Genomic DNA, 22,449 nt, shown 5'->3' on the forward strand with positions numbered 1-22,449 from the left:
GACCGACTCAACCCCCTCGAAACTGGCTGGTCAGAGGGTTATCCACAGGCTCGGACGGGTGTGGCGTGTTCGGCCTACCATGGCCGCACCGACGTTCGTGGCTCGACACGGACGGCTTGGGAGGGGGACGGGAATGGGGCGTTTCGTACGGTGGGCGGCTGTGACCGCCGCGGCCGCACTGCTGGCGGCCGGCTGCAGCGGCGGCTCCTCCGGCGGCGGCGAGGGAGACCAGCGGTCGGGCAGCGCGAGGCCCACGACGACCGGTGCGAAAGCGCTGCCCGCCGCGCTGACCTCTCAGAAGCTCGACTGGGAGCGCTGCAGGGCCACCGCGGACTCCTCCGCGCCCGGCCGGGACTGGCAGTGCGCGAGCCTGAAGGCGCCGCTCGACTGGGCGAAGCCGGACGGTAGGACGATCGACCTGGCGCTGATCCGCTCCAGGGCCCGTGGCGGTGACCGCATCGGCTCGCTGCTGTTCAACTTCGGCGGCCCCGGCGCGTCGGGCGTGGCCGGAATGCCCGGGTACGCCGCCACCGTCTCCGTGCTGCGCGAGCGGTACGACCTGGTGAGCTGGGACCCGCGTGGGGTCGGCGCAAGCGAGGGCGTCCGCTGTCGCAGCGACAAGGAGACGCAGGCGGCCGAGGCGGTGGACGCCACTCCGGACACCCCGGCCGAGGAACGGGCGTTCCTCCGGGACGCCACCGCCTTCGCCCAGGGCTGCGAGAAGAACGCGGGCAACCTGCTGGCACACGTCTCGACCACCGACACCGCGCGGGACATGGACCTGATGCGCCAGGTCCTCGGCGACGCCAAACTGCACTACTTCGGCATCTCCTACGGCACCGAACTCGGCGGCGTCTACGCCCACCTGTTCCCGAAGCTCGTGGGGCGGCTGGTGCTCGACGCGGTCGTCGATCCCGGCGCCGACACGGTGGCCCACCGCAAGAACCAGGCCCGGGGCTTCCAGCGCGCGCTCGACGACTACCTCGCGTCCACCGGCCAGGACCCCGAGCGGGGCACCCGGAAGATCGCGGACCTGCTCGACCGGATCGACGCGACACCGCTGGAGACGTATTCCGGGCGGAAGCTGACCCAGGTGCTCGCGTTCACCGGCATCGTCCTGCCGTTGTACCGCCAGGACAGCTGGCCCTCGCTGACCAGCGCTCTCGACACGGCCGAGCGGGGCGACGGCTCCGAACTGCTGGCGCTCGCCGACGACTACAACGAACGTGATCCCTCGGGGCGCTACGGCATGCTCCCGCAGGCACAACGGGTCATATCGTGCTTGGACGACAAGCAGCGGCCCACGCTCGCGGAGGCGAAGAAGCTGCTGCCCGAGTTCAAGAGGATCTCACCCGTGTTCGGCCCCTTCCTCGGTTGGGACGCGGCCGGCTGGTGCCACGACTGGCCGGTGCCCGGGCAGTACGAGACCCCGGAGGTGAGCGCGCCCGGTGCGGCACCGGTGCTGGTGATCGGCAACACGGGCGACCCGGCGACGCCCTACGAGGGTGCCCGGAGGATGGCGGACGAGTTGGGCAAGGGGGTGGGTGTGGAGCTCACCTGGAAGGGCGAGGGACACGGGGCGTACGGGAACGGGAGCGACTGTGTGGACTCCACGGTGAACGCTTACCTGCTGAAGGGCACGGTGCCGAAGGAGGGCAAGGTCTGCGCCCGGCGCGGGTAAGGGAAAGGGGCCCGGCACACATGGTGCCGAGCCCCTCCCGGGAAGGCGTGGGCCTAGTAGACCGGCTTGTGCGGCTCGATCTGGTTGACCCAGCCGATCACACCGCCGCCGACATGCACGGCGTCGGAGAAGCCCGCGGACTTCAGGACCGCGAGGACTTCCGCACTGCGGACACCCGTCTTGCAGTGCAGGACGATCTTCTTGTCCTGCGGGAGGCCCTCCAGGGCGGTGCCCATGAGGAACTCGTTCTTGGGGATCAGCTTGGCGCCCGGGATGGAGACGATCTCGTACTCGTTGATCTCGCGGACGTCGATGATCTCGATGTTCTCCCCGTCGTCGATCCACTCCTTGAGCTGCTTGGGAGTGATCGTCGAGCCGGCGGCCGCCTCCTGGGCCTCCTCGGAGACGACGCCGCAGAAGGCCTCGTAGTCGATGAGCTCGGTGACGGTCGGGTTCTCGCCGCAGACCGCGCAGTCCGGGTCCTTGCGGACCTTGACCTGGCGGTACTGCATCTCCAGGGCGTCGTAGATCATCAGGCGGCCGACGAGGGGCTCACCGGTGCCGGTGAGGACCTTGATGGCCTCGGTGACCTGGATGGAGCCGATGGACGCGCACAGCACGCCCAGGACGCCGCCCTCGGCGCAGGAGGGGACCATGCCCGGCGGCGGGGGCTCCGGGTAGAGGCAGCGGTAGCAGGGGCCGTGCTCGGACCAGAACACGGAGGCCTGGCCGTCGAAGCGGTAGATCGAGCCCCAGACGTAGGGCTTGTTCAGCAGCACGCACGCGTCGTTGACCAGGTAGCGGGTCGCGAAGTTGTCCGTGCCGTCGACGATCAGGTCGTACTGGCTGAAGATGTCCATCACGTTGTCGGCCTCGAGCCGCTCCTCGTGAAGGATCACGTTCACGTACGGGTTGATGCCGAGGACGGAGTCACGGGCGGACTGGGCCTTGGAGCGGCCGATGTCGGCCTGGCTGTGGATGATCTGGCGCTGCAGGTTCGACTCGTCGACCTCGTCGAACTCCACGATGCCGAGCGTGCCGACGCCCGCCGCGGCCAGGTACATCAGCGCCGGCGAGCCCAGGCCGCCGGCGCCCACACAGAGCACCTTGGCGTTCTTCAGCCGCTTCTGCCCGTCCATCCCGACATCGGGGATGATCAGGTGGCGGGAGTACCTGCGGACCTCGTCTACGGTGAGCTCGGCAGCGGGCTCGACCAGGGGTGGCAGCGACACGGGGACTCCGTTGGTCGGTCAATCACTACAGTTGTTCTCCCCGTAACACTGCCATGGGCTTCTTCATTCCGAGACACCCGTTCCGATCCGCGAGACGATTTCGTCCCAGTAGCCGGGCATGGTCTCCCAGGGGTCGACGCGGCCGCCGCAGTCCGTGCGGTCGGTGAACCAGATCGTGGCGGCGCCCTGCCAGCGGGCGATCCGCAGGGCCTCCTCGAGGTGCGGGCCCGGTACTCCGTGGACGAAGTGGCAGAAGCGGTCGGGCGGATAGTCGGCGGTCCACTCGGCCACCTGCGACCAGCGGTAGTCGCTCCAGGAGCCCGAGAAGGTGACCAACTGGTCGGCGCTCTCGGCGTAGCCGGGGTGGGGGTGGGTGCCGTGGCCGAGCACGATGTGGGCATCGTCACGGATCGCGCGGAGCGTGGTGACGGTGCGTCGGACCGCGGGAAGGGCGTCCCGTCCGGTCGGACAGTGATCCAGGAGGAAGCCGTCGACCTGGTACCAGTCGATGTAACGCTGGGCCTCGGAGACCATCTCGCCGTAGGTGCTGCTCCCGTAGGCGGTGTCGAGGTGGCCGAGGACGCGGACGCCCGCGTTGCGCAGCCGGCCGGCCGCTTCGAGGCAGTGCGGGTCGGGGCGGGCGCCGGGGCCGTCGGCGACGTCGAGGACGGCCCAGTGCAGGGGGGTGCCGGGGCGGGTGAGTTCGGCCCATTCGGCGGGGGCGACCAGGGGGTGGGCGAAGCCGGGGACGCCGAAGCCGGTGCGCAGTTCGGTGCTGGACGCGCTGGTCTTGGTGCTGGTCAGATGCGGCATGCCGCCTCCATCCAGATGTCGGCGAGGGACTCTTCGAGATTGATGCGGGGGCGCCAGCCGAGCCGGTCGCGTGCGGTGCGCACATCGGCCTGCTGCCAACTGCCGCAGCCGTCGGGGTACGGGTACGCGACCGGTGCCGCGTGGTCCGGTTCGGAGCGGGGATGCCCGATGGTCGCCCTGAGCGGGCCGGGAGGGCCGTCGAGTTCATGGAGGGCGCCGCCGTATCCGGCGACCCGGGCCAGGACGGCGGCGGCGTCGCGGAGGCGGACGGCGCGCCCGGAACCGATGTTGATGACGCCCTGTGCAGCGGACAGCGAGGCCGCGTGGACGGCGCGGGCCACGTCGCGGACGTCGACGAAGTCGCGCTGGGCGCCGAGGCCGCCGAGCTTCAGTTCGCCGTCGCCGGACTGCATGGCGCGGCGCATGGCCTCGGCGAGACGGCCGAGCGGGGAGCCCGCGGGGGTGCCGGGGCCGGCCGGTGAGAAGACGCGCAGGACGACCGCGTCCAGACCGGAGCCGAGGACCAGCTCGGTGGCGGCGAGTTTGCTGACGCCGTACGGGCCACCGGGGCGGGGGACGGCGTCCTCGGCCGTGGAGGAGCCCGCCTGGCTGGGCCCGTACTCGGCGCCGCAGCCGAGTTGCACCAACCGTGCCCCGCAGCCGCTGCGCCGCAGGGCCTCGCAGACGGTGGCGACGGCGACCGTGTTGTGGCGGGTGAGTTCACGGGCACCGCCGCGGGTGGCGCCGGCGCAGTTGACGACGACGCCCGGGTGGACCGCGTCGAGGAAGCGGGTGAGCGCACCGGGGCTGCCCGACGCGAGGTCGAAGCGGACGTCGGCGTCGTCCCCGCGGCCGAGGGCGGTGAGCTGGACGGCGGGGTCGGCAAGCAGGCGGTCGGCGACGAAGCGGCCGAGGTAGCCGTTGGCTCCGATCAGCAGGACTCTCATCGGGCTGCTCCCGGGGCCTTGGGGGCGGGTCGGGAGGTGGTCATTGCGGGTTCTCCTTCGGGAGGGGCTTGCGAGTTGCCTCCGGCGGTGGAGCCGGGGTTGCCTGCGGCGGTGTGTGCGGGGTCGCCGGGGCGGTTCCGCTCACGGCTGGTGTCGGTCTCGCCCACGGTTGGTGGACGGTCCCGCCCACGGCGGGGCGTGGTCGCTCCCGGTGGGCGGCTGCGCCAACGTCGGGCGGCGGCAGCGCCTATGGCGGGTGGGCTGCTGCGCCTACGGCGGGTGGGTGGCTCGAAGTCGGCTCAGCACGAGGCCTCCGTCCGAGCGTGGGCCGACGCTCTCGTCAGCTTGCGGGTGCCGTGGATCAGCAGGGCCAGGGCGCCGAGCCCGCAGGAAAGGGTCGGGATGCCGCCCGGGCCCCAGAGGTCCACGAGGGCGTCCACCGGCACGGCCAGGAAGCCGCAGCCCGGCAGGCGGGAGGCGAAGGCCGCGGCCAGGGTGGTCGCCTGTGCTGTGGCGGCGGCGGTGAGGACCACCACGGGGGCGTGGGTGAAGCCGTGGACGGTGAGGAGGCGGGCGAGGAAGAGGAGGGCGCCCAGGGTGACGACTTGGAGGTGGGCGGCCGGTTCGTCCATGGCGGCCCCGGACAGGGCCGACAGAGCGGCCAGGGCGCACAGGTACAGGGCGAACATGCCGAACAGCAGGGGCCGTACGGAGGCCGCGAAGTCCTCCAGGCCCCGGCTGACGGCCAGTTTGCGGCGGGCGCGGGCCGTGAAGAGGTGGGCGGACCAGGCCGCCGGGGCGCAGGACAGGGTGAGGGCGAGGAGGGGGGCCGTGGCGATGGGCCAGGGCGCGTCGGCGGCGCCGGTGGGCAGGTCGTCGGGGCCGCCGGTCACGGCTGCCGCGAGGAGGCCGTTACCGAGGGTGGCGTAGGCGAGGAGCCAGTACGTCCAGGCGGAGGTGGAGGAGGTGGGTGCGCGGTCGGGAGTGCCGAGGGGGCCGCGGGACAGGGCGGCGCGCATGGCCAGGGACACGGCCAGGAAGCCCACCAGGGCGGCGACCAGGCGGGACTGGCCGTCGGTGAGTCGGATGCCGGCCACCGTGGCCCCGCAGAGGGCGCCGGGGAGGAGGGTGAGCAGGGCCCAGTCGGCGCGGGCCCTGGGTGTCTGCTCCGCCGTGGGGGGCGGGGGCGTGTCGCCGTCCCTCGGGACACGGGCGTACATCTCCTCGGCGAGGGAGAAGACGTCCCGGTGCCGGAAGCGGACGGCGGTGCGGTCGGTGACGCCGTGGGCCTCCAGGCCCGCCGCGATCTCCAGGGGGTCGACGGCCCGTTCGCACAGCGCACGGTGACGGTGCATCAGGGCCTTCACCGGGTCGGCGCCGGAACGGCGGACGGGGCCGGGGGTGGTGGGCTTGAGGCCGGTGGAGATCTCGGGGGCGCGGGGGGTGGGCGGTGACGGAGTGCGCGCGGCCGCGCCCTCGGAAACCTCGTCAGCGTGCGCGCCGGCGGAGGACTCTGCGGCACGCGCACCGGCGCCATCCGAGGACCCTGCGCCCCGCGCACCGGCGCCTTCCGAGGACCCCGCGGCATGCGCACCGACGTCCTCGGAGAACCCCACAGCACGCGCGTCGGCGACCGCGGAATCAGCCTCGGAAAGTTCACCTGTGTGCGGCTCCTGCGCGCCTGGGCTGCCCGCAGGGCCGGTGCGGTCGAGTCCCACGTCGCTCATCCGGTCGCTCCTTCCGTGGCGGCGAAGGGAGGCGTCGCGCTCACCGGGGGCCCCGCGGCCCAGCCGGGGCCGCCTCGGGCCACCACGCGGGTGCTGTGCTGCTCGGTCCAGCGGCCGGGTACGTGGGCCTCGGCGGGAGCGGCGAAGGGCAGGGGCTCACCGGTGCCGTCCAGGACGACTCGACGGACCGGTGTGCACGAGACGATCTCCAGGTAAATGCCGTGAAATGCCGTGATGTTCTGGTCCACGGTGAACAGTTCGAGCGCTCGGGCGCGTGCGGCGGCCCCCAGTCGCTCACGGCGCTCGGGGTCGCACAGCAGGGTGACGCACGCCTCCGCGAGCGCCTTCGGGTTGCGAGGCGGGACGACGAGCCCCGTGCCGCCGATGACCTCCACGACCGCGCCGACGTCGGTGGACACGGTGGCCCGGCCGCAGAACATGGCCTCGACGAGACTGATCGGGAAGCCCTCGACGACGCTGGACAGGACGGTGACCGCACCCGAGGCGTACGCGTCGGCGAGCGTCGGCACCTCGGGGCCGCCGATCTCCTCGAAGGAGACGGGGTTGTCGCCGACTGCGTGCAGCCCCGCCGCCTCGTCCGGGAAGAGCTGTGCGGCCAGCGCCCTGCAGTGCCCCAGATAGGCGTCACCCTCGGGCCCGGTGGGCGCGCCGACGATGCGCAGCCGAGTCTTGGGTTCCTCCTTGCGAATCTCCGCGAAGGCGTGGAGCAGGGAGATCAGGTCCTTGGCGGGTTCGACCCGGCCGACCCACACCAGCGTGTCCGGGTCCGCGCACGCCGCGGACTCGCCCACCTCCGTGAAACGGGCGGCGTCCATGCCCGGGTAGACCGTGCGCAGTTTCTGGCGGTCGGCACCGCAGCGCTCCTGCCAGCGGCGGGCGTGGGTGTTGCCGGGCGTGACGACCGCGGCCCGCCGGTAGGTCTCGGTGGCGAGCCGGCCGTGGAAGGCGGCGAGCAGGGTCCGGACCGCGGGCGGGGACTCGGTGCCGGCCAGGTAGTGCGTGCGCAGCCGTACGCCGTACTCGGTCACCAGCAGCGGGACGCCGGTGAAGTGGTGGGCGAGGAGGCCGGGCAGGGCGGCCGGGCCGCCGGAGGCCGCGTGGCACAGGTCGACCGCGCCGAGGCCGTCGTCCTCGTACCAGTCGAGCGACAGGGGGCGCAGGGCGCGCTCCAGGTGTGCGGCCACGGCGAGCAGATCCGGCACCCGCGCCGCACGCGCCGCCTGCCGGGCGCCGGGCGCACGACAGGCGCGTTCCAGCGCCCGTACGGCGGTCTCGGAGCGGAGTGCTCCGACCAGCCCGCCCTCGTCGCGGGCGAGTTCGGCGAGTCCGTACAGGGCGTTGGCGAAACGGTCCGCCTCAGTGGTCGGCGACTCCCCCGAGGCGTCGCCGACCATCCCCTCGCACAGTGCGGCCGCCAACTCGTCGTAGGACTCGGCGAACCGACGGCGCGCGCGCCGCCCGTACACCACGCCGTCGTCCTGCGCGGTCCACAGCGGGGCCGTGATGACCCTGCCGACCTGCGGCGGCAGCTGGACCCAGCCCTCGTCCTCCTGGTGCTCGCTGCGGCTGAGCGCGTAGATGTCGAACTCGTGCTGTGCGAGCCCGCGCACGAGCCGGTCGCACCAGAGTCCGGCGTCACCGCTCACATACGGATAGCCACCCTCCGTAAGCAGTCCTATGCGCACGAGTGCACCCCCGATCTCCCGTATGAGGAGCCGTCGTTGGCCCGACAGCTCGCAGCGGGACGAAGGTATGCGGACAAGACGGTGGCGCGACGGACGGTTGTCCATCGCGCCACCAAAAGGGGTGAACGCTCGTAACTTTCCCGTGCGGATCGCGTTCGGTCGCGCTAAGAGATCACACGGACACGGAACGTCAGGTCACGGCCACGTCCCGGCGCTCCACCCTGCGCCGGGCCGCGATCTGCGGATCGAGCGCCGGCACGGCGGCCAGGAGCTGCTTGGTGTACGGGTCCTGGGGGCTGTCGTAGACCTCGTCGGCCGGCCCCTGTTCGACGATCCGGCCGCGCCGCATCACGGCCACGCGGTCGCTGACCTGGCGTACGACGGCGAGGTCGTGCGCGACGAAGACCAGCGCGAGTCCGAGCTCCCGCTGCAGCTCGTCGAGCAGGGCCACCACCTGGGCCTGGGTGGTGACGTCGAGGGCGGAGACCGGCTCGTCGCAGACGATGACGCGCGGGTCGGCCGCGAGCGCCCGCGCGATGCCCACGCGCTGGCGCTGGCCTCCGCTGAACTCGTGCGGGTAGCGGTCGTAGTGCGCCCCTTCGAGCCCCACGCGCTCCAGGAGCTGGGTCACCCGCCCCCTGATCCGCTTCTCGTCCTTCTCGCCACGTGCGCGAAGTGGGTCGGCGATGGACTCGCCCACGCTGCGGCGGGGGTTGAGGGAGGAGACGGGGTCCTGGAAGACCATCTGGACGGCCGGGTCCACGCCCACGCGCGCGTGGCCGTCGTGGCGGACCTCCCCCGCCGTCGGCTCCAGCAGACCGACCAGCATCCGCCCCAGCGTCGTCTTGCCGCTGCCGCTCTCGCCGACGACGCCGAGCGTCTCGCCCCGGCGGACGGTCAGCGAGACGTCGTCGACGGCCGCGAAGGCGTTCTTGCCGCGCCCGAACTCGCGCCGCAGCCCCTTCGCTTCGAGGACCACCTCGTCGGCTGCCCGTGAGGGTGCCCGCTGCGCGTCCACGCGCGGTACCGCGGCGAGCAGTTCGCGTGTGTACGCCTCCCGCGGGGCCCCGAGCACCGCGGCGACCGGCCCCTGCTCGACCGCCCGACCGTGCCGCATGACCAGCACGTCGTCGACGCTCTCGGCGGCGACGCCCACGTCGTGCGTGACGAGCAGCAGGCCCATGCCGGTGTCCTGGCGCAGGGTGTGCAGCAGGTCGAGGATCTGGGCCTGGACGGTCACGTCGAGCGCGGTCGTCGGCTCGTCGGCGATCAGGAGGGCGGGCTCGCAGGCCAGCGCCATCGCGATGAGGGCGCGCTGGCGCATGCCGCCGCTGAACTCGTGCGGACGGGACCGGGACCGCCGTACGGCGTCCGGAATGCCGACCCGGTCCAGCACCTCCACCGCACGCGCGCGTGCCGCTCGTCGCGACACACGCGTGTGCACGCGGTACACCTCGGCGATCTGGTCGCCGACCGCGTAGTACGGGTCCAGGGACGACAGCGGGTCCTGGAAGACCATCGCGGCCCTCGCGCCCCGCAGCCGCCGCAGTTCGTCGTCCGACGCCTGCTGTACGTCCACTCCGGCGACCTCGACCGAGCCGCCCACGCGGGCGCCCGTGCCGCGGTGCAGTCCGAGCAGGGCGGAGGCGACGGTGGACTTGCCGGAGCCGGACTCGCCGACCAGGGCGAGGGCCGCGCCCTGCTCCAGACGGAAGGAGAGGCCGTCGACGGCGCGCAGATCGCCGAAGGCGACGGTCAGGTCCGTGACATGGACGAGGCTCATGCGAGCACCACCCGTCGGTCGGCCACCGCGTACAGGACGTCCGCGACGGCGTTGGCGAGCACCACGAAGAAGCCGATGACCAGCACCATGCCGACGACGACCGGGAGGTCGACGACGGTGACGGCGTGGACCAGTTCCTGGCCGATGCCGGGGAGGCCGAACAGCGACTCGACGAGGACGGCCCCGCCCATCGCGCTGCCGAAGTCGTTGGCGTTCAGGGCGATGATCGGCGCCAGGGCTCCGCGCAGGGCGTGCCGGCCGATGATCGACCGCTCGTTGACGCCGTAGGCCCGGAAGGTGCGGATGTGGTCCTCGGCGAGCGTCTCGAGCATCGACGCCCGGGTCAGCCGCGCGAAGTAGGCCGCCTCGGCGAGGGCGAGCGTGACCCAGGGCAGCAGCAGGCCCCACATCCACTGCTCGGGGTCGTCGGAGAAGGAGACGTACTCCGGGAAGGGCAGGATCTCCAGCTGTCCGCAGACCACGATCATCAGGACGAGGCCGATGACGAAGACGGGCGTGGCGACTCCCGCGAGGGTGAGGCCGGTGAGCGCGCGCTCGGTGAAGCGGCCGCGCCGCCAGGCGGACAGCACCCCGGTGCCGACGCCCAGCAGCAGCCAGAGCACCATCGCGCCGACCACCAGGGACAGGCTGACGGGCAGCTTGTTCAGGATGATCTGCGTGACCTGCTGGTCGCTCTGGTACGACAGCCCGAAGCAGGGCGCCGAGCAGTGCTCGACCGAGGTGCCGGTGGAGTAGTCGTGCCCGACGACGATGCCCTGGAGGAAGTGCCAGTAGCGCAGGTACAGCGGGTCGTCGAGCCGGAGTTGCTGGGCGACCTGGTGCACCTGCTCCGGCGAGCAGCGCGGGCCGCAGGTGATCTGGGCGACGTTGCCGGGAGTGGCGTAGAAGACCACGTAGATGATGACCGAGAGAGCGAGCAGAGTGAGTACGGCGCTCAGGGTCCGGCGCAGGGCGAATCCGGGGAAGCCGCTCATGCGGAGCCCTCCTTGCCGGCCCTGGACTCCTGCTTGCGGCCCGTGCCGATGCGCAGGCGGGAGGCCGCGCGCGGGTCGAGGGCGGTGCGGACGCCGTCGCCGAGGACGGTGAGCGCGAGGACGGTGACGAACAGCGCGGCCGCGGGCAGCAGCAGGTACTGCGGGGCCGCCTGGTACCAGACGTCGGCCGAGGAGAGCATCTGTCCCCAGGACGGGGTGGGCGGCTTCACGCCGACGCCGAGGAAGGACAAGGAGGCCTCGATGCTGATGTTCGCCGGCACCATCAGCGCCGCGTAGGTGATGACGGGCGCGGCGAGACCGGGCAGCAGTTCCCGGCGGGCGATCCGCAAGGTGCCCCAGCCGCTCAGCCGGGCGGCGGCCACGTAGTCGAGTTCCTTGAGGGTGAGTGTCTGGGCGCGCGCGATCTTGCCGATCGTGCCCCAGGCGACGAAGCCGATGATGAACGCGACCAGGACCGGCCGCGGAAAGCTGCTCGGCACGATGGCCAGCAACGCCAAGGCCATGATCATCAACGGCATGGCGACGATGATGTCGGTGACCCGGCTCAACAGTTGATCAACCCATCGGTTGCCGAGCGCGGCCGCGACTCCCACGACGACACCGAGGAAGACCTGTACGACGGTCGCGGCCAGCGCGACACCGAGGGAGACCCGAGCCCCGTACACCAGCCGGGCGAACAGGTCACGCCCCGTCTGCGGCTCGACGCCCAGCCAGTGGTCGCCGCTGATGCCTCCGAAGGAGCCGATCGGCACGCCCCCGCGCGCGGAGTCGATGAGTGAGGGGTGGTAGGTGGTCGGGTCCTGGCCCTCCAGCGCGGTGAGCAGGGGCGCCGCGAGGGCGACCAGGACGAGGAGTGCGACGACGGCCGCCGCGACCATGGCGGCGCGCTGCGACCGCAGTCGCCGCCAGAACTGACGGGCCCCCGAGGCCCCCGTGGCGGCTGCCTCGGGGACCTCGGTGGCGACAAGTGCCTCGCTCATCGGGTTACTTGACCGCGACCTGCGAGATGTCCAGAACACCGGTCCAGTCGCTGATCACGACGTTCTTGATGTCCTTGCCGTACAGGCGCTTGTAAACGGGGTGGAACAGCGGCACGGTCAGTGCCTGCTCGCCGATCTTCTTGTCCAGTGCACCCCATCGCTTGGCGGCAGCGTCAAGATCGGTCAACTTGTTGATCGCGTCAATCTCGTCATTGACCGACTTGTCGTTGAGCAGGCCCGTGTTGAAGTTCGCGCCGTCCTTGACGATCTGTCGGCCGTCGAAGATCGGGGCGAGGAAGGGACCGCCGGAGGGCCAGTCGGCACCCCAGTGAGCGAGGAAGAAGCCGGGCTCGGTCTTCACGCTGTGGATCGTGTCCTTGTAGTCGTTCTCCTCGAGGCCCTGGAGCTTGACCGTGATGCCGGCCTTCTTGAGCGCGTCCTGGATGGCGGTCGCGATCTCGGGGCTGGTCTCGAAGTCCTTGGCGTTGGAGTGCGTCAGCGTGACCGTGAGCCCGTTCGGGTGACCGGCCTCCTTCAGCAGTTCCTTGGCCTTCGCCGGGTTGCCCGTCTTACCCGCAGGGAAGAGGTCGTACGGCTCGTAGCCGAAGGACTTCTGGTTCGGCAGGTAGGTGGTGGCGGCCTCGGCGAGCGCGCTGCCGCCGGCCGCGTTGACCACGGAGGAACGGTCGATGGCGTACGAGACGGCCTGCCGCACCCTGACGTCGTCGAACGGCTTGACCTTCGGGTTGAACGCTATGTAGTTGGTGTAGCCGAAGTGCCCGGTGCCGACGCGGGAGGCGAGCTCCTTGTCGCCCGTCACCTTGGCGAGCTCGGCCGGGCCGAGGTTGGTGTCCGCGGTGACCGCGGCCGCGTCCGCGCCCTGGGACGCCGACAGCCGCTGGTTGATCACCGACGGGTCGAGCCCGGACTTGACGTCGATCTTGTCGGGGTACGCCTTGCGCTCGGCGTCCGTCGAAGCGGACCAGTACTTGTTGCGCTCCAGGACGAGATGCTCACCGTCGTTCTGGTTCTTGACGACCTTGTACGGACCGGAGGAGACCGGGTGCTCCTCGTACTTCGTCCCGGTGTCCTTGGCCTTCGGAACGGGCGTGAACTGCGTCTGCGTGGCCAGGTACGGGAACTCGCCCTCGGGCTTGTTCAGACGGAAGACGAGGGTGCGGTCGTCCGGCGTCTCGATCGCCGCCAGACCCTTCTTGTCCTTGTACGGCCCCTGGTAGTCCGCCGCGCCGACCAGCCAGTCCCGCAGGTAGGGGGCGCCGCCGGAGAGTTCGGGCGCGAAGGAGCGCTCGATGCCGTACTTGATGTCGGCGGAGGTGATCGCGGTGCCGTCCTCGTACTTGAGGCCCTTCTTCAAGGTGTACGTCCACACCGTCGCGTCCTTGTTGGGGCGCCCGGTGTCGGTCGCGAGGTCGGGGACGACCTCGGCCCCGGCGGCGCCGCTCTCGCGGTTGCGGGTGGTGAGGGTGCGGAAGACGAGGGAGGGCACGTTCCCGCCGCCGGAGGTGTAGAGGCGGGCCGGGTCGAAGTCCTCCTGCGGGTCGGAGTCCAGGACCGTCAGGGTGCCGCCCTTGTGGGGCGTGGAGTCGCCACCGGAGCTCTTGGCATCGTTGTCCTCAGGACCGCAGGCGGCGGCGCCCGCTGCCAGAACCAGGCTTACGGATACCGCGGCCACACGGCGCGCTGTGAGGGACGGGTGACGCATCGGAGACGACCTCTCGAATGATGAGTCTCGTATGGTGAGACGTATTGACGAAGGGTGAGACGAAAGTGGACGGACGTCTGCCCCGGCGTCGGGTCGTCGGAAAAGCCGTGACTCGGTCACGGAGAAATGCGGGATTCGCGACGCGCGCGCCTGAGGGCGGGCGTCAGCGACAGAGGATGTCGGCCACGCAGAGCGGGGTCACACCGATGAGCGCCAGCTCGATGGCGGCGCTCCTCTCGACGGCATGACTAGACCACATGGGCAGCAATATGTATGACCAATCAACCCATGTCAATGTGACATGGGCGCCACTCGTCAACTCCCGGGGTACACCCACGGGTTGGCCCGGCAGTGGATCCCGTCGTGGTCGAGGAACTTGGTCTGCTGCTGCATGACCGGCGCGAGCTCGCCGTTCTTGTCGCACGTCACGTGGGAGTAGCCGAGGCGGTGACCGACTTCATGGTTGATCAACATCTGCCGGTACGCATGGATCCGAGCACCGTATGTGGTTGATCCCTGCGCCCATCGATACGCATTGATCATCACGCGTTCGGTGGCGGCCGAGTCGCACGAGACGTTGTCCTCCGTCGTGTCGAGGCCGGACTTGGCACACCACTCGGCCGTGGTGCCGGGGCTGGCCAGGGTGATCACGAAGTCGGGTTTGCCGGAGTAGATGCGCTCGAAGGTCCGGGCGCCGTTGTGGGCCCAGCTGCGGTCGTCGTTGAGCGTCTTCTGCACGGCCTCGGCGAAGAGTTCGCCGTCGAGTCCGAGACCCTGCTCCACGTCCACACGGTAGGTGTACTTCTGTCCCTTGCCGGGCGCCTTGTCGACGCCCTTGATCGCGTCGAACTTCCCCGAGCCGTCGAGCTTGGCGCTGAGCGGGTACTTCGTGGCCATCTTCTGCTGGTACGTCAGCGGCGCCACGACGGCCGAGGACGCCGGCGAGGGCTGCCCGGCCGCACCCGGGCCGGCGTCCCGGGCGTCCCGCGCCTGGTCGGTCGCGGACTGCGCGCCCGCGGCGGTACCGGGCCCGTCGGTGACCTGTCCGGCCACGACGACGGCGAGCACGGTGACGACGGCGGCGGCCGCGATACCGGTGAACGCCCGGCCCTTGCCGCCCTTGGCCGCCGGCTCGCCGCCGGAGTCGGGGCGGGCGTCCGTGTCGCTGTGCACGTCGGTGTCGTCGGGCCAGTCGGTGACGGAGCCGCAGCCGTCGGAGGGGTGCGTGGCGGGCGCCCCGGCCCCGCTGACGGGACCGTTCGCGGGAACAGGGCGGCGGGGCCCGCCGGGCGCGAAGACGTCGACGCCGTCGCCGAACGCGTTGACGTAATCCTGTCGTGGCCCCGACCTCGGTCCCGAAGGGCCCTGCCGCTGCCGCGGCGGGGCAACCCCGGTCCCTGGTCCCGCGGCGTACCCGCCGCCCGGCCCCTGACCGCGCAACTCCCCCCAGCCGCCCCCGGATTCACGCTGCTCGGGATGCCCGCCACGGACCCGGGGCAGGCCCTGTGCGGGGGTGCCGTCGGAAAGTCGCGGCAAGCCACGCGGGGGTGTCCCGTCGGGGAACCGCCGCACACCTTGGACGGACGGGCCACCTTGGACGGGCGCGCCACCTTGGACGGGCGCGCCATCCGGCACCCGCGGAACTCCACGCGCGGGCGTGCCGTCAGCGAGCCGGGGAAAACCGTGCGCGGGCGTGCCGTCGGGGAGCCGAGGGGAGCCCTTCGGAGGCGTGCCGTCCGGAAGTCGCGGAGAGGCGGGCCCAGACGTCACTCCGCCGGGAACCCGCGGAAAGCCGTGCGCCGGCGTCCCGTCAGGAATCCGGGGAACGCCACGCGCGGGCGTCCCGTCAGCGACCGCAGCAGAGCCAGGCCCCGACGTCCCCCCGCCGGAAGCTCGCGGAAGCCCACGCGCCGGCGCCCCCTCCACAACCCGGGTAACGCCACGCGCGGGCGTGCCGTCAGGATCCCGACCGGCGCCAGACCCAGACGTCACCCCACCCGAAACCCGCGGAAAGCCGTGCGCCGGGGCCCCCTCCGCAACCCGCGGAAACCCACGTGCAGGCGTCCGGGCCGGGAGCCCCGGGCCGCCCTGGGCGGGCACCCGGTACCCGGCGGAGCCGCTCACTGGTCGGGCTTCCGGTAACCCCGACTCGGGCCCCTGGCCCCCCGGCACCCCCTGCCGAGCAGCCCGCGGCGCCGGAGCAGGGGAATTCGGTGTCCGCCCCCGGCCCGGTGCCTCGGCGGCCGCCCGGCCCGTACCGTCCGTGCCTGAACCGCCGTTGTCGGGCCCCTTCTTGGGGGCGGGCCCGCGTCGACTGTGGCGTCCCACGCCGCGCCTCAGCTCCCCACACTCGTGGTGTCGGCCCCGTCGCCGGAAGCCGTCGCGGCGTCCGTCCCGAGACCCGAGGCCCCCTCACCGGAGGCACCCGCGGTCCTGTCACGCCGGTCAGAGCCTCCCACGGAACCGTCAGAAGCCCCCTTGGCTCCCTTGGTCGTGGCCCCCTTCTCCGCGGCGAACTCCCGGAACGCTTCCGCCACCGTCTGCGGGTACTCCATCATCGCCACGTGCCCCGCCTCCGGCAGGGTCAGCAGGCGGGAGTCGCGGAAGGCACGGGCCGCCTTCTGGGCCATGCGGAAGCCGACGAGCTGGTCGCGGCCGCCGTAGACGAGCAGGGTGGGTGCGAGGACGCGCTCGGCCTGTCGCCAGAGCGCGTGCTGGCCGCCCAGCGTGTACGCGTTCACCAGCCCGCGCGCGGACCGCGCCAGCGCGTCCCAGAAGTACGGCAGTTGCAGCCGCCGTTCCATCTCCTCCACCGCGTGCTGGAAGCCTTCCGGAGTGACCCGCCCGGGGTCGCCGTAGCACAGGGCCGTGACTCCGCGGACGCGCTGCTCGGCCGTCCAGTCCTTGCTGTACCGGGTGAACAGACCGGCCACGCCGGGCAGCGCGAGCAGCCCCGTGGGCACGGCGCTGCGCTGGACGCGGAGCTCCGGGAGGGCCGGTGAGACGAGGGTGAGGGTACGCACCAGGTCGGGCCGCACCGCCGCGACGCGCGTGGACACCGCGCCGCCGAGGGAGTTCCCGAAGAGGTGGACGGGCCCGCGACCGGACGCGTCGAGAAGACGGATCACCGCGCGCGCGTGAGCGGTGAGCGAGTAGTTGCCGTCGTCCGGCGGCGGGGAGTCACCGAAGCCGGGCAGATCGACGGCCTCGCCGTCGACGTCGCCCTCCAGCTGCTCCATCAACGCCGACCAGTTCTGCGAGGAACCGCCGAGGCCATGGACGTACAGCGCGGGCGGCAGCCCCTCGCGCGCGGCCGGCCTCGAACGCACCGTCAGAGTGATCCCGGGCAGCCTCACCGACCTGAGCCGCTCACCCGCACCGACCCTGACGGGCGCCACTTTCGGAAGGACGGTGGCGGGCGGCACGAAGGGCAGCTCGGTCGAAGACATGCGGCAATGTTACGAGACGATCACGCACTGGTTCATGTGTTCGCCATCACAGGCCACATGTGCGAGTCGGGCGGGCCGCGGCGCGCGCGGTACGGCACACCATCGCATGGCGTCCAGATCGTGTGTCTCCTAGGCTCGTACGCAGGGCACCCGCATGTGGCCCCCTGTGTACATCAGGGACGTTCTAGGAAGGGAGCCCACCATGGCCTACGACCCCACCGACCCCGAGGCCTTCACCGACCCCGAGGCGATCACGGACCCCGACGCCTTCCAGGAGGACGACGCCGTCGAACTCGGCGTGGAGGCCCCCGAGGTCGACGCGGCCGAGCAGCGCACCGACATCGCGCCCGACCGCGACGACCCGCTGACCGGCGTGGACCCCGCCCGGGCCAACGAGGCCGACCTCGCCGAACAGGCCCGGGTCGTCTCACTCGACGAGGACGATTATCGGTGACAGGAACGGGACGGCCGCTGCCCACTAAGCGACTGTTTGAAACCTTTGTGTGGCTTTCGTCACCGTCCGGTCCGTGAAATTCTGCGTTCGCACCGCGCACAGCAGGGTTACCGAAAAGTACGATGGCGGCGCGGCGCACACCGCATGTGGACGACATTGGGAGGCGGCGTGACAGCCATCGAGCAGACAGAGGCAGCACGCCCGCGAGGGACGCGCCTGCCGCGCCGTGCCCGACGGAACCAGCTGCTGGGTGCCGCACAGGAAGTCTTCGTGGCGCAGGGCTACCACGCGGCCGCGATGGACGACATCGCCGAGCGGGCCGGCGTCAGCAAGCCGGTGCTCTACCAGCACTTCCCGGGCAAGCTCGACCTGTATCTCGCGCTGCTGGACCAGCACTGCGAGTCCCTGATCCAGTCGGTGCGCACCGCGCTCGCGTCGACGACCGACAACAAGCAGCGCGTACGGGCGACCATGGACGCCTATTTCGCGTACGTCGAGGACGACGGCGGCGCCTTCCGCCTGGTCTTCGAGTCGGACCTGACGAACGAACCCGCGGTGCGCGAGCGCGTCGACAAGGTCACCAACGAGTGCGCCGAGGCGATCTGTGACGTGATCGCCGAGGACACCGGCCTCTCGCGCGCGGAGTCGATGCTGCTCGCGTCGGGCCTCGGCGGGCTCGCCCAGGTGGTGGCCCGGTCCTGGCTGCACAGCGACCGCAGCGTCCCGCGCGACCAGGCGGTCCAACTGCTGACGTCGCTGGCGTGGCGGGGCATCGCCGGATTCCCGCTGCACGGCACGGAACACCACTAGAGGCTCTGAGGCCCTGGAAACACCGGAACGAACGACCCGCACGCACACGCGTGCGGGTCGTTCGTTCGGGTGCGTAGTTCGCCCGTTCCGGTGCGTTGCCCGCTTGTTCCCGCGCGGTGTTCGCTGTTGGCGTTCTTGCGCCGAGCGTGTACATCCCCTCACCGGGCTAATGTGTGCTGGTACGGCGCGGAAGGTCGCGCACTTCACTGACCGTCGGAGGGACATAGCCGTGGAGGTCAAGATCGGCGTGCAGCACGCGCCCCGCGAGATCGTTCTGGAGAGCGGTCAGAGCGCCGAGGAGGTCGAGCGCGCGGTGGCCGATGCGCTGGCCGGCAAGTCTCAGCTGCTGAGCCTGGTGGACGAGCACGGCCGCAAGGTCCTCGTCCCGGCCGACCGTCTCGCGTACGTCGAGCTCGGCGAGCCGGCTCCGCGCAAGGTGGGCTTCGGCGCGCTGTAGGCAGACAGACGAAGAGGGGCCCGGCCCCCTGCGGGCGCGGCGCCCCTCTTCGCGCGGTGGGCAGGATCCCCCCGTTCCCGTATGGAGTACGAACAGCACCCGGAGGAGGATTGCATTCCGCAGGTCACGGGTATGACGGGCTACGACCGTAATGCGCAGTGTGGCGTGTGGGAGGGAACCCCATGATGTTGATCGAAGCGCTCGGTTCCGCGCTGCTCGGTCTGGTACTGGCAGGAGTGGCGGCACACCGCCTCGCCCACCGCCTGCCGACCCGTTCCCTGGTCCTCGCGACGGGCACCGCGGGAGCCCTCTTCGGCGCCTTCGTGACCCACACCGCGCTGGACCCGGGCAGCGTCCTGCTGATCCTCCTGGGCGCGGCAGTGGTCTCCGTCGCCTCGCTGTCCCTGCTCCTGCGCCCGTCGGGAAGACTCCGCCGCTCGGCGACGGCATGAGCGGAAAGGGTACGTAGGGCGGAAAGCGTACGTAGGAGTGCCGGCGGCTGCTCCGCCACACGGGCGCAGCCGCCGTAGCCCATAGACCATTGCTGTAGCTGTAGCTGTAGCTGTAGCTGTAGCCGAAGACGACCGCCAGCCCCTGAGCGCTACGCCGCCAGACCGAGCGCGGCCATCCGCTTGGTGTGCGCCTCGGTGATCCGGGAGAACATCCGCCCCACCTCGGCGAGGTCGAACCCGTCCGCGACGCCCCCGACCAGCATCGTCGACAGCGCGTCCCGGTCCGCGACGACCCGCTGCGACTGCGACAGCGCCTCCCCCATCAACCGCCGTGCCCACAGGGCGAGTCGGCCGCCCACCCGCGGATCCGCGTCGATCGCCGCCCGCACCTTCTCGACGGCGAACCCGGCGTGTCCGGTGTCGTCGAGGACGGCCAGCACCAGCTCGCGCGAGTCGGTGTCGAGCCGCGCGGCGACCTCCCGGTAGAAGTCGCTGGCGATCGAGTCGCCGACGTAGGCCTTGACGAGCCCCTCCAGCCAGTCCGAGGGCGCCGTCTGCCGGTGGAAGCCGTCGAGTGCCGCGACGAACGGCTCCATCGCGAGCGTCGGTTCCTCGCCGATCTCCGTGAGCCGGTCGCGCAGCTTCTCGTAGTGGTGGAACTCGGCCGACGCCATCTTCGCCAGCTCCGCCTTGTCCGACAGCGTCGGCGCCAGCTTCGCGTCCTCGGCGAGCCGCTCGAAGGCCGCCAGCTCGCCGTACGCGAGCGCGCCGAGCAGGTCGACGACCGCGGCTCGGTACTGCGGCTCCGCGGAGGCCTTCGCCCAGTCCTGGGCGGCGACACCGGTGCGCTCGACGGGGGGTTCGGCAGGGGTCTCGGAGGCGTTGTCGGGCTTGTCAGAGGTCGTCATGAAGCGCACAATAGCCCGCTCTCCGGACGACGGAAGGCCCTGGTCAATCAGTGTGACGACGACTACGTGACCAAATCGGCCATCACATGTGCACGATTCCGGGGTATGGTGGTAATGCGCCTGCTGGTACGACGGCACTTCGTGAGTGTGCCGTACCTCGACAGGCCGCACGTATGAGGATGCCCGGTCGGTGGCCCGATCGGCTCCGACCCGACAAGCCCTCCTCGCCCGTACGGCACAGTGCGTACAGAGTTCGGAGGGGGACCCTCAGCGGTACGAGCGCTAGAGCGTCGGCAGTGGTCCCGTGCCATTACGGCTTAGCCCGTAAGGCAGCCGACGTCCCCAGCACGGTAGACGACCCCCCGCGCTCGCCTCGCACCGCACACACAGAAGAGGCAGCACCCTGACTACGACCTTCCGCGATCTCGGGATTCTCACCGAGACGGCCGAGGCCCTCGAAGCCGTCGGCATCATCAATCCTTTCCCCATCCAGGAGATGACGCTCCCGGTAGCCCTCTCCGGCTCCGACGTCATCGGCCAGGCCAAGACCGGCACCGGCAAGACGCTGGGCTTCGGTCTCCCGCTCCTCGAGCGGGTCACCGTCCCCGCCGACGTCGAGGCCGGCCGCGCCAAGCCCGAGGACCTGACCGACGCCCCGCAGGCGCTCGTCGTCGTCCCCACGCGCGAGCTGTGCACGCAGGTCACCAACGACCTGCAGACCGCGGGCAAGGTGCGTAACGTCCGCGTTCTCGCCATCTACGGCGGCCGCGCCTACGAGCCCCAGGTCGAGGCCCTCAAGAAGGGCGTCGACGTCGTCATCGGCACCCCGGGCCGGCTCCTGGACCTCGCGGGCCAGAAGAAGCTCGACCTCAGCCACATCAAGGCGCTCGTCCTCGACGAGGCCGACGAGATGCTCGACCTCGGCTTCCTGCCCGACGTCGAGAAGATCATCAACCTGCTGCCGGCCCGCCGCCAGACCATGCTGTTCTCGGCGACCATGCCGGGCGCGGTCATCAGTCTCGCGCGGCGCTACATGTCGCAGCCCACGCACATCAACGCCACCTCGCCCGACGACGCGGGCAGGACCGTCGCGAACACCAAGCAGCACGTGTACCGCGCGCACAACATGGACAAGCCCGAGATGGTCGCGCGCATACTGCAGGCCGACGCCCGGGGACTGGTCATGGTCTTCTGCCGTACCAAGCGCACCGCGGCCGACCTCGCCGACCAGCTCAAGCAGCGCGGCTTCGCGGCCGGCGCGGTCCACGGCGACCTCGGCCAGGGCGCCCGTGAGCAGGCGCTGCGCGCCTTCCGCAACGGCAAGGTGGACGTGCTCGTCTGCACCGACGTCGCCGCCCGCGGCATCGACGTCGAGGGCGTCACGCACGTCATCAACTACCAGTGCCCCGAAGAGGAGAAGACGTACCTGCACCGCATCGGCCGTACCGGCCGCGCGGGTGCCAAGGGCATCGCGATCACCCTCGTCGACTGGGACGACATCCCGCGCTGGAACCTGATCAACAAGGCGCTGGAGCTCAAGTTCAACGACCCGCCGGAGACGTACTCCACCTCCCCGCACTTCTACGAGGAGCTGAACATCCCCGCGGGCACCAAGGGTGTCCTGCCGCGGGCCGACCGCACCCGTGCGGGGCTCGACGCGGAGGAGCTCGAGGACCTGGGCGAGACGGGCGGACGCGGTGCACGCGGTCGCGGTGACCGTGACCGCGGTGACCGGGACCGGGGTCGCGGACGAGGCGGCCGGGACGAGTCCCGCTCCGCCGACCGCGAGCACACCGACCGCGAGCGCGGGGACCGTACGCCGCGCCGTCGCCGTCGTACCCGCAGCGGTACCCCGCTGGACGCGAACGCCCCCGCCGAGGCGGTCGCCCCGGAGGCGGTCGCCCCGTCGGAGACCACCGCGGTCGAGGACGCCACCACGACCCGCACCCCGCGCCGCCGTCGCCGCACCCGCGGCGCGGCGTCCGACTCGGCGCCGGCCACGGCGACCACGGCAGCGGCGGCAGTCGAGCCGGCCGTGTCCGAGGCCGCGGAGTCGGCCGTCACCACGGCGGAGGGTCCCTCCCTCGACGAGACCGGGACGACCCCGGCCAAGCCGCGTCGCCGCCGGACCCGCAAGTCCGCGGAGACACCGGCCGCGGTGGAGACGGTCGTAGAGACCCCGCCGGTCACGGAGGCCGCTCCGGTCGCCGAGACCGCTCCGGCGGAGGCCCCGGCCACCAAGCCGCGCCGTACGCGCAAGACCGCGGCCGCGGCGACTCCCGCGGAAGCCGCCGTGGACACGGCCGAGGCC

General features: G+C 71.5%; 19 protein-coding genes. 6 read left to right on the forward strand and 13 right to left on the reverse strand.

Going from position 1 to position 22,449, the window contains the following annotated elements; genetic code table 11:
• The first annotated feature begins 133 nt into the window (after positions 1-133).
• Entirely contained in the window at positions 134-1,681 is a 1,548-nt protein-coding gene (locus ACFVYN_RS07005; protein WP_389993628.1) for an alpha/beta hydrolase, read from the forward strand.
• 53 nt (positions 1,682-1,734) lie between these two features.
• Here the strand turns inward: ACFVYN_RS07005 and moeZ are convergent, their stop codons facing one another.
• The 12 genes from moeZ to ACFVYN_RS07065 form a co-directional block, all read right to left on the reverse strand.
• Positions 1,735-2,913 (reverse strand): adenylyltransferase/sulfurtransferase MoeZ, encoded by a 1,179-nt coding sequence (gene moeZ / locus ACFVYN_RS07010; protein ID WP_389993631.1) that lies wholly within the window; start codon positions 2,911-2,913, stop codon positions 1,735-1,737.
• Between the two features lie 63 nt (positions 2,914-2,976).
• A complete protein-coding gene (locus ACFVYN_RS07015; protein ID WP_389993634.1) occupies positions 2,977-3,726 on the reverse strand; it encodes a spherulation-specific family 4 protein in 750 nt (249 codons plus the stop codon).
• Positions 3,714-4,673 carry an NAD-dependent epimerase/dehydratase family protein gene (locus ACFVYN_RS07020; RefSeq protein ID WP_389993637.1) on the reverse strand — a complete coding sequence of 320 codons (960 nt, stop codon included), beginning with the start codon at positions 4,671-4,673 and terminating at the stop codon, positions 3,714-3,716. The genes ACFVYN_RS07015 and ACFVYN_RS07020 overlap by 13 nt, the downstream gene beginning before the upstream one ends.
• 299 nt (positions 4,674-4,972) lie before the next feature.
• Positions 4,973-6,400 (reverse strand): hypothetical protein, encoded by a 1,428-nt coding sequence (locus tag ACFVYN_RS07025; protein ID WP_389993640.1) that lies wholly within the window; start codon positions 6,398-6,400, stop codon positions 4,973-4,975.
• On the reverse strand, positions 6,397-8,106 hold the full coding sequence (locus tag ACFVYN_RS07030) for a DUF3492 domain-containing protein (protein ID WP_389993643.1): 1,710 nt from the start codon (positions 8,104-8,106) through the stop codon (positions 6,397-6,399). Before ACFVYN_RS07030 ends, ACFVYN_RS07025 begins: the two co-directional genes overlap by 4 nt.
• Before the next feature lie 190 nt (positions 8,107-8,296).
• Complete coding sequence (locus ACFVYN_RS07035) at positions 8,297-9,889, reverse strand: dipeptide ABC transporter ATP-binding protein (RefSeq protein WP_389993646.1); 1,593 nt, start codon at positions 9,887-9,889, stop codon at positions 8,297-8,299.
• Positions 9,886-10,884, reverse strand: a complete 999-nt coding sequence (locus ACFVYN_RS07040) for an ABC transporter permease (protein ID WP_389993649.1) — start codon at positions 10,882-10,884, stop codon at positions 9,886-9,888. Before ACFVYN_RS07040 ends, ACFVYN_RS07035 begins: the two co-directional genes overlap by 4 nt.
• Positions 10,881-11,885, reverse strand: coding sequence for an ABC transporter permease (locus ACFVYN_RS07045; RefSeq protein ID WP_389993652.1), 1,005 nt, complete (start codon positions 11,883-11,885; stop codon positions 10,881-10,883). The genes ACFVYN_RS07040 and ACFVYN_RS07045 overlap by 4 nt, the downstream gene beginning before the upstream one ends.
• Before the next feature lie 4 nt (positions 11,886-11,889).
• Positions 11,890-13,608, reverse strand: a complete 1,719-nt coding sequence (locus ACFVYN_RS07050; protein WP_389993655.1) for an ABC transporter substrate-binding protein — start codon at positions 13,606-13,608, stop codon at positions 11,890-11,892.
• A 163-nt stretch (positions 13,609-13,771) separates the two neighbouring features.
• The gene (locus ACFVYN_RS07055) at positions 13,772-13,867 is read right to left on the reverse strand and encodes an Ms4533A family Cys-rich leader peptide (protein ID WP_389993658.1); all 96 of its coding nucleotides are present in this window, start codon (positions 13,865-13,867) and stop codon (positions 13,772-13,774) included.
• A gap of 56 nt (positions 13,868-13,923) precedes the next feature.
• The gene (locus ACFVYN_RS07060) at positions 13,924-15,534 is read right to left on the reverse strand and encodes a DUF3152 domain-containing protein (protein ID WP_389993661.1); all 1,611 of its coding nucleotides are present in this window, start codon (positions 15,532-15,534) and stop codon (positions 13,924-13,926) included.
• Between the two features lie 410 nt (positions 15,535-15,944).
• A complete protein-coding gene (locus ACFVYN_RS07065; RefSeq protein ID WP_389993663.1) occupies positions 15,945-17,057 on the reverse strand; it encodes an alpha/beta fold hydrolase in 1,113 nt (370 codons plus the stop codon).
• Positions 17,058-17,259: 202 nt separating this feature from the next.
• Between ACFVYN_RS07065 and ACFVYN_RS07070 the strand changes: the two genes are divergently transcribed.
• From ACFVYN_RS07070 to ACFVYN_RS07085, 4 genes are all read left to right on the forward strand, one after another.
• Complete coding sequence (locus tag ACFVYN_RS07070) at positions 17,260-17,511, forward strand: hypothetical protein (protein ID WP_389993665.1); 252 nt, start codon at positions 17,260-17,262, stop codon at positions 17,509-17,511.
• Between the two features lie 168 nt (positions 17,512-17,679).
• Positions 17,680-18,321: a TetR/AcrR family transcriptional regulator gene (locus ACFVYN_RS07075; protein ID WP_217239499.1), complete on the forward strand. Its 642-nt coding sequence runs from the start codon at positions 17,680-17,682 to the stop codon at positions 18,319-18,321.
• A gap of 229 nt (positions 18,322-18,550) precedes the next feature.
• Positions 18,551-18,778 (forward strand): DUF3107 domain-containing protein, encoded by a 228-nt coding sequence (locus tag ACFVYN_RS07080; protein WP_389993668.1) that lies wholly within the window; start codon positions 18,551-18,553, stop codon positions 18,776-18,778.
• 185 nt (positions 18,779-18,963) lie between these two features.
• Positions 18,964-19,230 (forward strand): hypothetical protein, encoded by a 267-nt coding sequence (locus ACFVYN_RS07085; protein ID WP_389993884.1) that lies wholly within the window; start codon positions 18,964-18,966, stop codon positions 19,228-19,230.
• Positions 19,231-19,379: 149 nt separating this feature from the next.
• Here the strand turns inward: ACFVYN_RS07085 and ACFVYN_RS07090 are convergent, their stop codons facing one another.
• On the reverse strand, positions 19,380-20,147 hold the full coding sequence (locus ACFVYN_RS07090; RefSeq protein ID WP_389993671.1) for a ferritin-like fold-containing protein: 768 nt from the start codon (positions 20,145-20,147) through the stop codon (positions 19,380-19,382).
• A gap of 487 nt (positions 20,148-20,634) precedes the next feature.
• On the opposite strand from ACFVYN_RS07090, the gene ACFVYN_RS07095 reads away from it, so the two are divergent.
• On the forward strand, positions 20,635-22,449 hold a 1,815-nt coding region (locus ACFVYN_RS07095), incomplete at its 3' end, for a DEAD/DEAH box helicase (RefSeq protein ID WP_389993674.1).

Origin of the sequence: Streptomyces sp. NPDC058307 (assembly GCF_042880295.1) — a bacterium.
Lineage (GTDB): Bacteria > Actinomycetota > Actinomycetes > Streptomycetales > Streptomycetaceae > Streptomyces.